Annotated in this window: 15 protein-coding genes and 1 riboswitch; of the genes, 4 read left to right on the top strand and 11 right to left on the bottom strand. The window is 33.9% G+C overall.

Annotated elements, in window-relative coordinates; all coding sequences use genetic code 11:
• Positions 1–42: 42 nt before the first annotated feature.
• From ORL93_RS13215 to ORL93_RS13200, 4 genes are all read right to left on the bottom strand, one after another.
• On the bottom strand, positions 43–1,794 hold the full coding sequence (locus ORL93_RS13215) for an MFS transporter (RefSeq protein WP_265959122.1): 1,752 nt from the start codon (positions 1,792–1,794) through the stop codon (positions 43–45).
• Between the two features lie 34 nt (positions 1,795–1,828).
• Entirely contained in the window at positions 1,829–2,368 is a 540-nt protein-coding gene (locus ORL93_RS13210; protein WP_097794164.1) for a PadR family transcriptional regulator, read from the bottom strand.
• Between the two features lie 298 nt (positions 2,369–2,666).
• Entirely contained in the window at positions 2,667–3,311 is a 645-nt protein-coding gene (locus tag ORL93_RS13205) for an alpha/beta family hydrolase (protein WP_097794165.1), read from the bottom strand.
• Between the two features lie 154 nt (positions 3,312–3,465).
• Complete coding sequence (locus ORL93_RS13200; protein WP_006094433.1) at positions 3,466–3,786, bottom strand: hypothetical protein; 321 nt, start codon at positions 3,784–3,786, stop codon at positions 3,466–3,468.
• Positions 3,787–4,129: 343 nt separating this feature from the next.
• Between ORL93_RS13200 and ORL93_RS13195 the strand changes: the two genes are divergently transcribed.
• A complete protein-coding gene (locus ORL93_RS13195) occupies positions 4,130–4,591 on the top strand; it encodes a hypothetical protein (protein WP_003196732.1) in 462 nt (153 codons plus the stop codon).
• Between the two features lie 43 nt (positions 4,592–4,634).
• Here the strand turns inward: ORL93_RS13195 and ORL93_RS13190 are convergent, their stop codons facing one another.
• From ORL93_RS13190 to ORL93_RS13175, 4 genes are all read right to left on the bottom strand, one after another.
• On the bottom strand, positions 4,635–5,897 hold the full coding sequence (locus tag ORL93_RS13190) for an MFS transporter (RefSeq protein WP_006094432.1): 1,263 nt from the start codon (positions 5,895–5,897) through the stop codon (positions 4,635–4,637).
• 107 nt (positions 5,898–6,004) lie between these two features.
• Positions 6,005–7,636 carry a YndJ family protein gene (locus tag ORL93_RS13185; protein WP_265959121.1) on the bottom strand — a complete coding sequence of 544 codons (1,632 nt, stop codon included), beginning with the start codon at positions 7,634–7,636 and terminating at the stop codon, positions 6,005–6,007.
• Complete coding sequence (locus ORL93_RS13180; RefSeq protein WP_097794167.1) at positions 7,633–8,253, bottom strand: DUF4166 domain-containing protein; 621 nt, start codon at positions 8,251–8,253, stop codon at positions 7,633–7,635. Before ORL93_RS13180 ends, ORL93_RS13185 begins: the two co-directional genes overlap by 4 nt.
• A 4-nt stretch (positions 8,254–8,257) precedes the next feature.
• On the bottom strand, positions 8,258–9,166 hold the full coding sequence (locus ORL93_RS13175) for a DoxX-like family protein (RefSeq protein ID WP_265959120.1): 909 nt from the start codon (positions 9,164–9,166) through the stop codon (positions 8,258–8,260).
• A gap of 200 nt (positions 9,167–9,366) precedes the next feature.
• Positions 9,367–9,553: riboswitch (Lysine riboswitch) on the top strand.
• Between the two features lie 230 nt (positions 9,554–9,783).
• Between ORL93_RS13175 and ORL93_RS13170 the strand changes: the two genes are divergently transcribed.
• The 3 genes from ORL93_RS13170 (at position 9,784) to ORL93_RS13160 (ending at position 12,965) form a co-directional block, all read left to right on the top strand.
• Positions 9,784–11,013: an aspartate kinase gene (locus tag ORL93_RS13170; RefSeq protein ID WP_097794168.1), complete on the top strand. Its 1,230-nt coding sequence runs from the start codon at positions 9,784–9,786 to the stop codon at positions 11,011–11,013.
• Between the two features lie 144 nt (positions 11,014–11,157).
• The gene (locus ORL93_RS13165; RefSeq protein ID WP_097794169.1) at positions 11,158–11,877 is read left to right on the top strand and encodes a response regulator transcription factor; all 720 of its coding nucleotides are present in this window, start codon (positions 11,158–11,160) and stop codon (positions 11,875–11,877) included.
• Positions 11,874–12,965 carry a sensor histidine kinase gene (locus tag ORL93_RS13160; protein WP_097794170.1) on the top strand — a complete coding sequence of 364 codons (1,092 nt, stop codon included), beginning with the start codon at positions 11,874–11,876 and terminating at the stop codon, positions 12,963–12,965. Before ORL93_RS13165 ends, ORL93_RS13160 begins: the two co-directional genes overlap by 4 nt.
• Before the next feature lie 188 nt (positions 12,966–13,153).
• On the opposite strand, the gene cyoE is transcribed toward ORL93_RS13160, so the two are convergent.
• The 3 genes from cyoE to ORL93_RS13145 form a co-directional block, all read right to left on the bottom strand.
• Complete coding sequence (cyoE, locus tag ORL93_RS13155; RefSeq protein WP_018783264.1) at positions 13,154–14,077, bottom strand: heme o synthase; 924 nt, start codon at positions 14,075–14,077, stop codon at positions 13,154–13,156.
• Positions 14,078–14,330: 253 nt separating this feature from the next.
• Entirely contained in the window at positions 14,331–15,149 is an 819-nt protein-coding gene (locus ORL93_RS13150; RefSeq protein WP_097794171.1) for a DUF4097 family beta strand repeat-containing protein, read from the bottom strand.
• 21 nt (positions 15,150–15,170) lie between these two features.
• A complete protein-coding gene (locus tag ORL93_RS13145; protein ID WP_098124821.1) occupies positions 15,171–16,691 on the bottom strand; it encodes a hypothetical protein in 1,521 nt (506 codons plus the stop codon).
• Positions 16,692–16,703: the final 12 nt, after the last annotated feature.

Raw genomic sequence — 16,703 nt, 5'->3', positions numbered from 1 at the left:
CTTTTCTCTCATTAATCAAATCATATTGATTCCTTATTTACTTCACCATCCCTTACTCGCTAACCCTTTTCTTCTCCTACCAAGTCGAAACTTTCCTTTATAAAACACCAAACTCACCAAACCACAAAGTAAAATAATTGGTGCACTTACTTTATATAAATCTGTAAAGCTCATTGCCATCTTATTTTCGGCATAATGACTAACATCATTTGAGAATGCAAGGATATCTTTCTTTATACTTTTTTCTTTTTCTTCCACTCCTTTTGTTACTTGCCTTGTAATTTCTTCTCTTTTTCCTTCTCTATATTCCACTGGAACTCCATTTAAAGCTTCATTCACTTTTTCATGAATCAATTTCTCTTTTTGTTCCTTACTCAAGCCGAGATTGTCTTCACTTTGTTTTTTTTCAGCATTTGATTCTAAACTTTTATTTCGGATTTTTTCTTTTGTTATTTGCAATATTTTTTCTTGCTCAACCTGATCCACATGAATATTACGAACTTTCTCTTCAGCATAACGATAAACATTGTCTTTATTTACAGATAGATTATGAGTTAAAGTTGATACAAATATAGCAACAGCTAATACAATCCCTACTTGTCTCAACATCGATACAATGCTTTGGGAAGCGGTTAGTAATTCCCCTTCAAATGAAGAAGCACTTAAAATCGTAATGGGACCTACGACTAAACCATATCCAGCACCTAATATCATACAAGGAATAATAATATCTGCACTTGTTGAATCTACTCCTATCATTTGTAACCAATAATACGCTATGCTCATCACTATGAAACCCGATAAAATAATAAAAACTTTCCCAAGCTTTTTAATTAGCGTTGCAGATAGTGGGGAAACAATAAATATCATTGCTGAAATAGGTGTAACTAAAAAAGCCGCTTCCATTTCTGTTCGATATTGTATTTTTGTAAGAAAAGTCGGAAGTAAGACAGTTACTCCAACCAAAAATAGATTGCTTAATATGACCACAATAGATGCTCCAACAAAGGTTCGATCTTTAAATAGCTGCAAATTCACCATAGGCGCTGAAACTTTTCTTTCGACTAAAATAAATAACAAGAGAGAGAGAATACTAGTAATATAGCAAATCCACGCTACGTTACTCAGCCAACCCCATGTGTTCCCCTTAACTAATACAAGGGTGAAAAAGAAAATTGCAGAGCTACTTAATACTAATCCGATCCAATCTATTTTGGATTTAATACATTCTTCATTTTTTATTTGTAGCATAACAAAGCATAAAACAACTCCAATTACACAAATCGGAATATTGACAAAAAATACCCATCTCCAACCTAAATTTCCTGTAATAACCCCACCTATCACTGGTCCGATTGCCGCCGAAAACCCTTGTGTTACTCCTAAAATACTAAGCGCAATGTGTCTCTTAGCTAACGGAACTGCTGATACTCCAATTACCATACTCGTCGGAAATAAAATCGCGGCTCCTATACTTTGAATAAAGCGAGAAAAGATAAGAAAATCTCCAGTATTCGCAAATGCACAAAGCGCCGATCCACCACCAAAAACGATTAAACCAATGATGTACATCTTAGCCTTTCCAAAAATATCAGCAATACGTCCTAACGGGATTGCTAGCACCGCAATTGTCATTGTATACACATTTAATATCCAAGACATTTTTTCTAATGACGTATTTACACTAGATTGTATTGCTGGTAAAGCGATGTTCATAATGGTGGTATCAATCATACAAAGAAAAATACCTAAACACATCAAAAACACTATCTTAAGCCCCCTTGATTGCTCCATTGCAATCTCCCCCTTTATAAATTAGCACTTCTTTTTATTCCTTGTTTTCCCTATCTTCTTCCAGTGTAAGTTGGACTAATTTCTTCTTTAATGTCTCAACTTGCGCAGCATACGATGCAATACCAACATCAAGCGAAATCTCCTCTACAAATGTTATACCCTCTCTCCATTTCTCATATTTCAAGCGAAGATCTGCAATATATGCTTCTTTCCTTTCAATTTCTTCTTCAATCCATCTCTTCATTGTCTCTCCATCAGCATAATTACCAAAATACATTCGCATTAAAAAGTCCGAGCGTAACACATCCTTCTCTACATCAGTCTTCATATATTGATAAAACTCTTCTCTTCCTTCATCCGTTATGAAGTACATTTTTTTATTTGGCTTTCTCTCTTGCATAATAACCTCTTTTTTGATTTTCCCTTCCTTCTCTAACTGCCTTAAAGTTGGATAAATCATACCAAAGCTTCCATCGAAAAAATGAGTGAACACATCTTCAAATACAATTTTTATGTCATAGCCAGACAGCTCTTTTTCCATCAATAGCCCTAAAACAACGTCTCTTCCTTTCATTCAAGACACCTCGCAATTCATATAATCAACAATCATATCAACAATGTTAATATGATTGTTGATTATACATTATATTTTAGTATTTGTAAAATGTAACCAATTAAATTTTCATTTCATACCCTGTAAAGAATTTAAAACAAAAGACTATGTAGAAAAATCCTAACGGGTTCGGATTTGAAGTACAAAATTAAAAATAACCATTTAAAAAGAGGTGCAATTAGCACCTTTTTTTAAATGGTTATTTTAGCAAGTGAACTAGCACCCAAATTGGTGAACTTTTGATAATATCAGTTTATCACTAATTTGTCCTAACGGTTTCTTGGAGTTTTTCCATTACCCTTGATAAAGCTAAAATTGAATTTGTTGTTTCAAATTCTCCAACATCTAAGGAATGGTTTGCATTTTGGACAACATCAATCTTTAAATTTGATTTACTTAATTGGTCAATTTGATTTGAATTGTAATGATGGTCTTTATCCCCGATAACTAAAAGCCCCTGATGATGACTATTCAAGATTGAGTCAAAAATCGAATCAGACTTTATCAGAGGAGTGAGTAAAATCATTTTTGACTTTAAGAATTCATCTCTCTTCATTAAGTCATTCGCAATTGGAATTGTTCCGAGTGATTTTCCTAAAAAAATCGAATTGTTGTATTGCCCATTTTTTAAAGCATCTAAAATCACAGGATTAATATCATCCATTATTATTTTGGTTATTTCTTCAATATTTTTTTTCATTGTTTGCTCATCATAGGCGTAATGGATATGGACAACATCGATTTTGTTTTGGAGCATTACCATCGTCGAATAATAAAACAAGGGTTTATCATAATTGTAACCGGAACCTGAAAACATAAAGCAAATCGTTTTGGAACCCATTTCTATATGTGTATAACTAATCGCTTTATCGCTTGTTTGTATCTCCTTTTTCTTTCCTTTCATCATTTTCCCCTCCGAAACTTTTATAATATTATAACATAAATTACCAACTTCTCTTTTTATTTTTCTCAACTTTCGCAAAAAATAAAAAAATCAATATCACAATAATAATCCCGCCTATAAACATTTCTTAATTTACTCATTCATAACCTCCTTACTACTTAGAATTCATATTTTGTCTCTGATAATCAAGAGGAATATCCACCGCAAATTCTCTATCTGCAATTGGTGTATTTACAACAAAGGACTCCGTTTCTAAATAACCCACTACCTCTCCTTGTTCATTTCGATTTTCATATTTCAAAACAAGTCCTGTATTTCGATCAAACCAATAATGAAATATTTTTGCTTGAAATTTTTTAGCATTAGCACCTATAAATTCTCCTTGAACTACAATTGTGTCATAACCCCTATACGTTTCATGTTGGTTTACTATATTCCCCTCCTTCGCCAGCTGAATTAGTAATGTTTCCTCCACGTTTTCACCTCCCCATATTCATCCTATCTATTTATTACCTACCAACTTGAAAAAAGTTCATTTTCTTCCTGTAGAATTACATATAAAATAAAGCTAATCCTTCTATCAACTAAGAAAGATTAGCTTTATAACTCGTGCATATACACAATAAGATAATTTTCTACCTTCCCGTCCAGTGCTTTCTTATCACTTCTACGACAATTCCCGGGTTATCCCAGTGCAGCATATGTGTCGCGTCACTTTTCTATAACTGCTAAATCAAATATACATGCATAACTTCTTTAAAATTAGAAAATGCTAACAAAATCAAAACTATCCGCTATAGCGAATTGGAGAATCATACATGACAAGAAAAATATTATTCTTACTTGCTTTCATATGTTTTGCAGTTCCACTTCAAACAAGCGCTTTTACTTTTGCAGAACTCCCTGTTACATCAAAATCTAAGCAGTGGTATATTGAAGTTGATAAGGCTAAGGATCCTCAAGCATTACCATCAAAAGCAGATATGTTTCATTCATACAGCTTGCTTGTAAAGAATATCGGTAAGGACGTATCTAACGTATCAGTTGAAATACGTCACAATAACCCGAAATCAAAAGCCTCTTTCAAGCCTTTCAACAAGTCTGATATGAGCGTGTCATATAGTCAAACTAGTTTTACAAAAATGAAATTCCCATTATATGAAGACGCCAATTCATTTGATATTGTTATTAGCTGGGAAGAGAAAGATTTTAGTTATAATGGTCACCCCGAAAAAGCAGAAAAACAATTTACGCAAACATTTGTATTTCAGGAACAGTGAGCTCTACCGTTTAACAGGGCTTACTGTTTTTTGTTAACCTATATTAATCAAACTTGCGAATGCTCGGAACAAGTAGCGCGATTGCTACTACGACAATTGCTGCAATAGCTAGAATGATAATTGTCACAGTACCACCAATTATATTCGCCAACCAACCGACAACTAAATACCCTAACGGCAATAATGCAAACGATCCTAACATATCAAGACTTGCTACCCTTCCGAACGCTTCTTCTGGCACGAGTTCTTGCAAGCTCGTTTCCCATATTAGGCCAAAAATCATAATTCCAAACCCCTCTAATGCCATTAACCCTATTAATCCTGGTGCCCAAGAAACAAAAGGCATTAGTAAAAGTGACATCCCACTAATGAGAACACCTCCATAGGCAAGCAATCCTCGTTTATGCCACCTCTGTCTCCCGCCAAAAATAAGAGCTGCCACAACAGCCCCAGCTCCAGAACACGCCATTCCAAGTCCATAAACAAACGGTTCAAACTGATGATGTATATTAAATAGCCAAGGGATTAATACAACGATAATTCCTGCGTAACAAATATTAATAAATGAAAATGCTAAAATTGTAATCCAAAGCCACGGATGGCTTTTTAAAACAACAATACCTTCTGTAAAATCTTTTTTGAGATTCATTTTTTGATTTGTTTGTTCCTGTACTTTTTTAGCTGTTACGTCTTTTAAAAACAATAAACAAATAAAAGATAACAAATAAGTCAATGCATCTAACCCAAACCCGATTCCAGCCGATGCAACTGAAACAATAAGCCCGCCAAGCGCTGGGCCTATTAAACGAACGCCTTGATTACTCATTTGCGTTAATGCGTTAGCTGCATTCCGAATTTCTGGCACGAAAACCCTTGCTCGCACCGCTGCATATGCCGGTTGAAACAGGCCTTCCATTAGTCCATATACTGCTACTAATACATATAGAATATTGATTGTTAAAGTGTCTGTAAAAATAAGTGTCGCAAGTGTTATCATCACTATGCATCGAACAATATCAGTAAATAACATTAATTTAACTCGATTCATGCGATCAACGATTAACCCAGAAAACGGTAAAACAAGAATATTCGGAAGCATATACATAGCCATCGTCATCCCCATAACCACCGTTGAACCTGTTAATGTATATACTACTACTGGAAGAATTACCATTGTAACCGAGCTTCCAAGTACAGAAAGCAGCTGACCAATCCATAAGAAAGTAAACTGCCGTGATTTTGTAACAGGTAACAATAAATTACTTACATAACTCCCCTTATTTTTTGTCTGTATTTCTCCTTGCATATGTATCCCCTTCCTCTAAATATCTTCCTTCTTTTTCCTTTTATTATAACATTTATTTTTTTCTTTCTTTTCTAATAATTTAGTTTTTAGATATATCAAAAAAAATTTCAACGACATCTCCCTTCCGTTCTCTCAATCTCATAATCAATCTCTAAAAACCTCACACCAAACACCCACATTTGATGGTGCGCTGTCAAAATCTGATCAGTTTTTTCTTTTATCGTAAAAGTCTCAGCTAACGGTAATCGAATCGTAAAGAAAGGGGTATGTAAATAAATCCCTTCGTCTCCTTTTGTACTCTCTCTTAACTGACTAGTAATGATAAGATCTTTGTTATCATTACGTAATTTTAAAATACCCGTCATATTAGAAAATGGTAGCGGCAAAGCAATATTCATATATGTATCTCCTCTATATGTATGCTGTGAATAAAGAGCTACAAAGATCGTTTCATCCTGCTCATTTTTTCGAATCCATGCCCTCACATCTTCTCTACCATCTCGTTCACCTTTTACCGCAATGATATTACCATACATAGCTTCCCATCTATTGCCCATTCCTAAATGAATTTGCTGTATATGTCTACTTATTTTTTCATAGAGAAAGGCAAAGGGCCGAAACCAACGAGACCACTTAATGTTTGCTTTTAATTGATAATTTTTCGTATGCTCATAAAAATCAATGATAAGTGGAGATACTTTTCTTTCATCAAACCCCATACTATGAAAATCACTCATTTGCTCTACAAGACCTGTATACTCTTTCTTCTTTATGAAATCCTGTTGCAAGAAAAGCGTTTCCCCCACTTTCATCTTCCCTTTGATACGACTCATCGGTTTTCCATAATGAATGTAAGCTGGCACATTCTTTTCAATCATCCAGCCAATAAAAGCAGGCAATGTTACACCAATTCCATTCACAACACCATGAATCCAAACCATTTGCGTAATTGTGATCGTCATAACTTGCTTAAAGTTCCCATATGAGTATACTAACGAAAATAAAATCGTTATCATAAGTGTACTCGATGAAATGATAAGAAAGATTTTTGCAATTATCGAAGTGAATTTTGTTTTCCATACATAAACACCATAAGCATAAAGTGAGATGAGATAAATTAATACCGCAAAGAACTCGAATGTTCTTGAATAAGTAATACCAATCGCTACTGTCATCGGTGAAATAACAATAATAACCGTGATAAATTTATATAGTTTACTTTTCTTTTGTTGCTTTCTCCCAAGTAAACCTACAGATAAAGGTAGTAAAAAGGCTGAATAATGAAAGTGAGCTGCCGTAAGCAAAACAATATCTGAACTAAACTGCATAATGGATATATTTGCTACAGAGGCAAAGAACCAAAAACCACCTAAAAACAAATAAATAAATCCGCTATCAATTGCCGTCTCTTCTAAAGGCTTCCATCCTCTTTCTAGTAACCTACTTACGCCGAATAATGCAATAATGCCTGTATATATAAACCAAATCATTGCAAATAAAAAATAATCTGTTATGAAGGCAATCATCGCACTGATTGCAGCAACCGGATAAAGTAACAATACAAATTTATAAAATAAAACCTGTGATCCATCTCTTTTTTCCTTATCAACAATGCATAGTGACATTGGTATAAATAAAAAAACAGATAACACTATGATACATTCAACGGGATTTAGTTTCGGCCATTCCAATATAATAAAAACCATATAACAAATAAGGCCAAGAATTATATTTTTCATCTAGTCTGATCCCTTTCTACAAACGTTCCCTTATATGAGAAAAGCGGACCAAATAATGGATTTCGTACTTGAACATGAATTTTGTAACAGTTTAATACATCATCATAGCTCTCTATAACTTTCGCCTCTCCATATAAAAATTTGGGTAGTGGTATTTTCTTCCCAAGTATGTAAAACCATTGTTTTTTTGATGAGATATGCATTGCTCCTTCTTCATCAACATAAAAGGCAAGTGTTGATACGAGCAAGTACGGTTCACCAAAGTAATCAATAATTTCATTCTGTTTTGTATTCAGGTACATAACGGCATTGAAATAACGTTTTTTGTTATCAAACCGAAACATCCGATTCCACCTTACAAAAGCATTTCCTTTCGCATCCTCTTCAGCAATATTATGTATTGTAAACGGTACTTCTTTTCCTCTTTCTGAAAAGAACATGCGAAACTTAGATGCAACTCTTAAAAGCATTTTGACAAGAAACGATCCTTCATCAATTTCATCCATTTTCCCTTCACCTATAAAACTATTGTTTTCCGTAATTGCATAACGTTTTTGTAATTTCGGGTGTAGCTGCTGATAAGATTCTCCTAATAATACTTCATAGATGCTAGCCACGCATTTACCCCCTTCTTTTTCTCTTACAATTTTTCGCTCTTGGTAAATCACTACTGTTCATATACCCAATAATTGATAATCCAATTAATATAAAATTTAAGGCAATGGGGTTAAATGGTTGGATAAAACTCAAAATATTTGTGAATCCTGCTACTATGGTTAGACCAATTAAAATAATAATGTGCAGCAGCAATAACTTCTGTTTTTGAAACGGCAACAACCATATGATCCCGAATCCTATTTCTAAAAAGCCAATTATTTTAAGCGAAAGAATGCTATTTTCGTTTGAACCAATAAGTACAGAAAGCATCTGTACCTCTTCTGGGTGATTAAATAATACTTTTGGTATAAGCCCTTGATACATCCATACAAAAGAAAGTAAAAAACAAATAAGCCAATACGTAATCGATTTTCTTATTAACAAGCGAGGATGCAACCCTTTTTCTAACCATAATTTTAAAGCATCAAAGCTCCATGCTGTCGCCCATCCTAATAGCGGCCGAAATACATATGAATCTATAATCCTCCCTACACCACCAAATCTCGTCTCATAATCATACTGCGTTTCAAAGCAAATCATTTCTCCATTCGGTGTATATTTCCAATAGCCTCTTCCTATTTGTATCAATGAAAGTCTATTGTCTGTCCAAAATTTTAGCGAAGATATTCTTTCTCCTGTTTCCTTTTGGAATTCCCCTACCGATTCCCCTTCACCAACTATTTCAAGCCCAAAACCGATTTTTGTTTTGTATAAAAAACGTTGTGGTTCATCATCTTGTTTCTCTAAATATGATATTTCAGTAAAGCGAGCATCCCACTCTGTATGTAACATCGGATCTTGCGTATACTTCCATAATTCATCCATTGATGTTACCATTTCTGTTTGAACATAAATCGGTTTCTGCCTCTTCATCCTCTCTCCCTCCACTCCCTCTATATCACTAATGTATACGTAAAATTCGATTCTATCTATATTTTTCAAATAATTCTTTCATTACACGAAAAGACTTAATTTTCAAAATATTAACAAAGCACTTGATTTCCTAAAATATTTTAATTATTATAAAACAAATGTTACCAAACAACTTTATAAACCAAATACTCTCGCCCAAAACGTGAGATAGAGGTTGCAACGCTTATAAGTATTCTAAAGGAGACACAGAGATGTCGATGAATTTAGAAAAAAGGAAGTGTTGCCGAAATTAATAAATTTCTCTGCATTTATTAATTGGGGCTGTTTTCGAATAGAAACAGAACTGTCATATGTACAGACGTGTATATATGAAGAGCTATCTACAAAAAAGAGATATCATGCTTTATATGATATTCTTTTTTGGCGGTTTTTTTATTAGCTCCTTTTTCTGTTTCCCTTTTCCTGTAACAGCACCATCCTCACCTATTTGAGATGGTGTTTTTTTGTTTTTCTTTCCGGTAACTACAGGAATATTTAGGGACTTATACATCTCTCTTATATGTTTTTTACACCTTTCCTGATTAATTAATAAAAATGGATGAAAGAAGGAATTTGTAATGGAAACGATTGTTCAAAAATTCGGTGGTACTTCTGTCGGAAGTATTCAGCGCATTCAACATGTAGCAAATTTAATTATTGAAGAATATGAACGAGGGAACGGTGTTGTTACAGTTGTATCTGCAATGGGAAAAAGCACAGATGAGCTTGTCGCACTTGCTACTGCTATTACCGAAAATCCGAGTAAACGTGAAATGGACATGCTTTTAACAACTGGCGAACAAGTTACCATTTCTTTATTAACAATGGCGCTGCAAGCAAAAGGATACGACGCTATTTCACTAACTGGGTGGCAAGCTGGTATTACGACTGAATCTGTACATGGAAGTGCAAGAATCTCTGATATTAATACTGAACGTATTCAATCCCTTTTACAAGAAGGAACAATTGTAATCGTTGCTGGCTTCCAAGGACTAAGTAAAGAGAACGAAATTACCACACTAGGCCGCGGTGGTTCTGATACAACTGCTGTTGCACTAGCAGCTGCGCTGAAAGCGAAAAAATGTGATATTTACACAGACGTAACAGGTGTATACACGACTGATCCACGCGTTGTAAAAGACGCATATAAATTAGATGAAATTTCTTATGATGAAATGTTAGAGCTCGCAAATCTTGGTGCTGGTGTACTGCATCCACGTGCTGTTGAATTCGCGAAAAATCATAACGTAGTTTTAGAAGTTCGTTCAAGTATGGAACAAGAAAACGGAACAATTGTAAGGGGAGAATGTAACATGGAACAACAATCAATCGTAAAAGGTATTGCATTTGAAGATAATATTACACGCGTAACAATTAAAGGATTAGAACAAGGAGCACTTTCAACTGTTTTCTCTACGTTGGCTACCGCTCACATTAATGTTGATATTATTATTCAAAGTATTACAAATGAAGGTACTGTACATCTATCCTTCTCTATTCATTCGGGTGACTTAAGAGAAACATTAGAAGTATTAGAACAAAATCAAGAAGCACTTCACTATGAATCTGTAGAATATGAAAATCATCTAGCAAAAGTATCAATTGTTGGATCCGGCATGGTATCCAATCCAGGTGTTGCCGCTGACATGTTCTCTACATTAAAAGACGAAAATATTCATATTAAAATGGTAAGTACATCTGAAATTAAAGTATCTGTTGTCATTGATCGCCTATATTTAGTAGATGGTGTAGAATCTCTTCATCAATCTTTTATGGCAAAAATTGAACCGATGGTACAAATGAATTAATTTCATTTTCAAAAATAACAACAAGGAATATTTCTTTGTTGTTATTTTTTTATCTAGCAAAATAGTATTATGTTACACTATTACATGTGAAATATTTTCCAAATCATTTTAATGAGACAAAAAACATGTAAAGGCGGATACATAATGAGAACAGAAAATATTCTTTTAGTAGATGACGAGCAAGGTATACTAGATATGTTAGTACTAACCTTAAAGAAAGAAAATTTTATTCATGTAACAACCGCTCTAAACGGAAGTGAGACGTTAAACTTAGTTAAAAATCATCCATTCGATATTATCTTACTCGATGTTATGCTACCAGATATAGACGGCTTCGAATTATGTAGACAAATACGGAACTATACAAATACCCCTATTCTATTTGTGACAGCGCGCTCTAGTGACTTAGATAAATTAACAGGCCTCGGAATTGGTGGGGATGATTACATAACAAAACCATTTAACCCTTTAGAAGTAGCTGCTCGAATTAACGTACAATTACGCAGACAACAAATGTTAATACATCATCATAAGAAAGAACACTCTAATTTACATTTTGAATCCTTTTCTCTATATCCAAGCGAGGGACTGATAACAGTAAACGGAAAATCTGTACATTGCACTGCTAAAGAACTAGAATTACTTACTTTCTTATGCACACATCCAAATCGGATTTTTACAGCTGAGCAATTATATGAACAAGTGTGGGGACTTACTTCTATGGGTGATGATAAAACAGTAGTCATGCATATTTCTAAATTACGTAAAAAAATAGAAGAAGATCCTAAATCCCCTACATACATTGTTAATTTGAGAGGAATTGGCTATAAATTTATCCCGCATACTAAGGAGCAACAAAAATGAAAATTGGTTTCCGACTAGGCTTTCATTTTATTCGTAGTTTATGTATCGGTACTTTTTTTATGGGGATTTTCATGGCCATCTTCATGGAAGGCATACTACCTCTTATCGGAATAAGCAAAGAGAACAAAGACACGGAAGCTCTTATCGTTTTTTGCCTCTTTGTATGTACTCTTATTTTAGGCGCTATTTTATATGGATGGCATATCGGGAAACCTTTATTTCGAATAATTTCATGGATTAACCATCTAGCAGAAGGCTCTTATGTAACTCCAGAAAGTACGAAACAAATGTACAATAAAAAAACAGGAAAATTAAAAGGCCCTTATCGCTTATATAAAGACGTCTTTCTAAATATAGAACATTTAACAAATAGATTACGAGAAATAGAGAATGAACGAGAACAACTTGAGAAAATGAAACGCGAATGGATGGCAGGAATCTCTCATGATTTAAAGACACCTCTCACTTATATTACAGGATACAGTGCACTTATGTTATCATCCGACCATGAATGGAGTGAGGAAGAAAAAGAGAAGTTTCTGCAAGAGATTCAACAAAAAGGGGACCATATGAAGGAGTTAATTGAAGACTTAAACCTCTCGTTCCGCCTTCATGATTCACAAATCCCGCTAAAAAAAGAAGAAATAAATATCATTGAATTTACAAGAAGAATGATAGCTGATATGACAAATGATCCACGATCTGAACACTATCATTTTAGCTTTCACGCAGACAAAACGAACATTATTATTCCTATTGATACAAAATTACTACATCGCTCTTTGCAAAATTTATTTATGAACGCCGTTTTACATAACCCTGTAGAAACAAAGATCCATACCTCGATTCTATTAGAGGACACTGTACATATTATAATAGAAGATACTGGCGTCGGTATGGATGAAATGACAGTTCAAAATCTATTTAAACAGTACTACCGAGGTACAACTACAAACGTTTCAAATGAAGGAACTGGTTTAGGAATGGCTATCGCCCAAAAAATTATAACGGCACATGGTGGAACCATTCAAGTAAACAGTGAAATAGAAAAAGGAACAACGATTCATATTACCCTTCCAACTCTATAGTACTTATTATCGACAAAAATATAGTTTTATTAAAGTGACGATTACTTTCGTTCAATTTAGTAGCACAAACGTAAGTAAAATTTATTCACACGCTAAAAAACCAATCTCTCATTCTAATACACGAGAAATTGGTTTTTTTATTCTTTACAAATTAAATTGTTCTAAAACTTTTCATTCGTTACCTATATTCATCTTCCAAAAAAGACACCTATAAGGGAATAGATAATGATCGTTGAAAATAAAATCGTCATATGGAAAAGAGAAAAAATAAACAATGATTTTGCCCATTTCTCTGAATCCATCTTTTTATAACCATAAATGCTTAAAACAAGCCATAAAATACTTAAAAGAAGCGCTACTAGCATAAGACCAATGCTTAAAGATCCTAAAAGAACACTTATTCCAATTAAAACAATTAAATAGATATTCGTTTGTATATATGTTCTTTTAACACCTTTGACTACTGGAAGCATCGGAACCTTTGCAGCCTTATACTCATCATGTTTGCGAATAGCTATGGCGTAAAAATGAGGCATTTGCCAAATAACCATTATGATAAAAAGCCCAATAATAGCCGGATGCATTATATCCGGATAAATAGCAGCCCAGCCAATGAGTGGTGGCATTGCCCCTGAAACACTTCCAATTTCTGTGTTGTAAATTGTTCTTCTCTTACTCCACATTGTATACGGTACAACATACAAAAATAAGCCTAAAAACCCTAATAAGGCTGCTAAATATGTGGTTAGTGCAAGAAATACTAACCCGGAGATTGTCATCAATATTCCAAGCCATAATACAGCCTTAGGGCTTATTTCTCCGGTTACAGTTGGTCTCTTTTTGGTTCTCTCCATAATCGAATCAATATCACGATCATACAGATTATTAAAAGCCCCTGCTGCACCTATGATTAAAATAGAACCTATGAAAGCAAATATAATCTCTGGAATTTTCTCAAACGGGCTAATCTTATATTTATATAAAGCCAATGTTAACCCAGCAAACATTGGGACCAAATTCGATTTAATAATTCCGGTTTTAACCGTTTGGGCTAAAATGTTCGATAACTGTCGTTTCGAATTCGAATTTGTTAATTCTTTTTTCCTTCGCATGACACCCTGTACTCCTTTTCATTAGACGTTTTTACCATGTATATAGTATTAATATACTCCCCGGTATATTAATACTATATGATATTCCTGTCAAGAAAAAGAGAGTATACAGTGCACCGATGAAGAGCAATCTAGAATAATTTAAAAAGTTTATATAAACACACCTATAAAGAGATTTATACTGTACAAACATATTCTAAGTAGAGCGAGAGTATCCATTCAGAATGTATCTTTCATAATCGAACTTTATTTTTTAAAGCTGTTTCACACTCTCATTACGTTTTAACTCAATCGTTCCTGTCATAGACTGCACCGTTAACTTTGTATCATTCCCTTTTCCAGTTCCTATACGACCTTTTACCTTATGATTGTTTCCTTTTTCACCAGTTGAAAGTGAAAATTCATTTTTTATTTGGCCCGTACGCGTTGACAAGTCAACCTCTAGATTTTTTGGCTCTCTCTTAAAGTTTATATTTATATGAGATGATTCGGTTTTTATTTTACTTTCATTTTTTAAATTTGAAACAGCGGATACATTCACCTCTCCCGTATCGTTTTGAATATCGAAGCTTCCTTCCACTCCCTGTAACGTAATCCCTCCTGATTTGGAAACTCCTTTTATATTGTTTCCTTTATACTCTTTTATTGTCATATCACTTGAATCGCTATACAAATTCAATTGTTCAGATGCTATATTTTCACCTATTACCTCACCTGACTCTGTTTTAACATCTATTTTTTCATATGTTTTTTCAGGAAGGTATATATGCACAGTAGCTGTTTTTAAATTTACAATGGATGAAGAGTGTTCTGTAATAACTTCTAATTTCTCCCCATTCTCTTTCACTTTTACATCTTTTATCTCTCCTATATCAACTTTAATATCTGTTTCTGTCGTAGAATGGAGTTTAATATTTTCTCCTACTGTTTTTATATAAATCTCATTTATATTTTTCACGGCGAACTGTTTGGAGACTGGCGCTTCACTCTCTTTTGTACCACAAGCCACTATACTTAAAGTCATTAGACTTATAGATGAAAATAAATATATTTTCTCTTTGATTCCCTTCATTACATCACCCCTCTTGACTACTTACTTGAATATTAGCCGTAGCCTTCCCATTTGCTGTAACTGCCCAATTAATGCAATACTTAGCAATAAGATAGATAACCCCATATACAAAATAGCGTATGATGTTGATATTCCTAAGAAGTCTACATATGGAAGATGATTAACTGGCCCTAAATACCATAAAAGTATATACATGACTTCAAACAATTTATGCGTTCGGCTCCACACTCCAAATACTAACGCTAGCGTTGGAATGAACACTATACCGCTAAGCCAAGAAAACAAGAATGAAATATCTTCAATTAATATAAATTGAATGATAAGACCACTGGAGATAATGAGACCCACGATAACACCTGAAATCCATGTTGCAAAAAACTTATACAATGGGGAACAACTCGAAATAATAATTTGATCCGTACCATAGTATTTTTCTCTCGTCATCATCTGTGACCAAATTGCAATTGGCCAAATTATAATAATAGGTAGCCATCCTTTTGATATATCTACCGGACATATCAATCCAAATGCTATAAGCCCAATCGCAATTACATACCACCAAATCGTAAACCCTTTTAACATAATCGATAGCTCCGCTTTAATTAAACGAAACATACTAATGCTCTTTGTTTTCGTTATAGAAGTGAATATAAAAGAGTTATGATTTTGTTCATTCACAGCGATTGTTTTCTTATTCCCTTCAACCTCTCTTACCTTTTCCTTTACTTTGGTAAATGTAAGAAATCTATTAAACACAAGGGACGTTAGCCAAATTAGTAACATCGCCATTCCAATCCAAACCAAACTTGTTACAAGTATTTCTGCATCCCAAGTCAATCCATCCCAGTGAAATGTTTTAATCTTTCCCTCTACCGGGTTATACCCGAATCCTCCACCATTTGTTCCTCTTAAAAATTCATATTCTCTCATTGCATCATGTATCATATCAGAACGAATGATTCCTAAACCAAATACATCTAAATAACGATTTGACATTTCAAACGACATAATCGCTAATAACACCCACAAGAAAAAGAACACAATATTGCCTACTACACCTTTTAGACCAGGAAACACATCAAAAAAAGTTGTGAATGCCGCTAGAAGCAATAATGAAGGAAATACAATATAAAAGAGTGGATATAAATAACCACCTAATTGAAACGAAAGGTCTTCCCCACGTATAAATTGCATTACCATAAAAGCAATGATAAATACCGTCTCAATGACCACTAAAACAATAAAATTAGAAATCGTTTTACTAAAAATATATTGAAATTTACTTATAGGTGAAGCGGCAATCAATTGCCCTACTCCTAACTGTTGATCGTCTGAAATTTGACTTCTTAACATATAAAAACCAAGCAACCAAATAAATAAAGTAGAAGTCATTGCTCCCATACCACCAAGCCAATTTGAATTATATATTCCTCTAACTCCACCAAGATAAAATATTTCATAGCCTGCTGAAGCTGCTGGCACACAAGCATATCCCAAAAAAATCGTTAATCCAATTACAATTAGAAATGGATAACTTCTCATTTGTCTAATTAA

The organism is Bacillus sp. DHT2 (assembly GCF_026241455.1).
Taxonomy (GTDB): Bacteria; Bacillota; Bacilli; order Bacillales; family Bacillaceae_G; genus Bacillus_A; species Bacillus_A pseudomycoides.
Note: the sequence above shows the minus strand (reverse complement) of the source record. Positions and strands in the feature narration are given on the sequence as shown.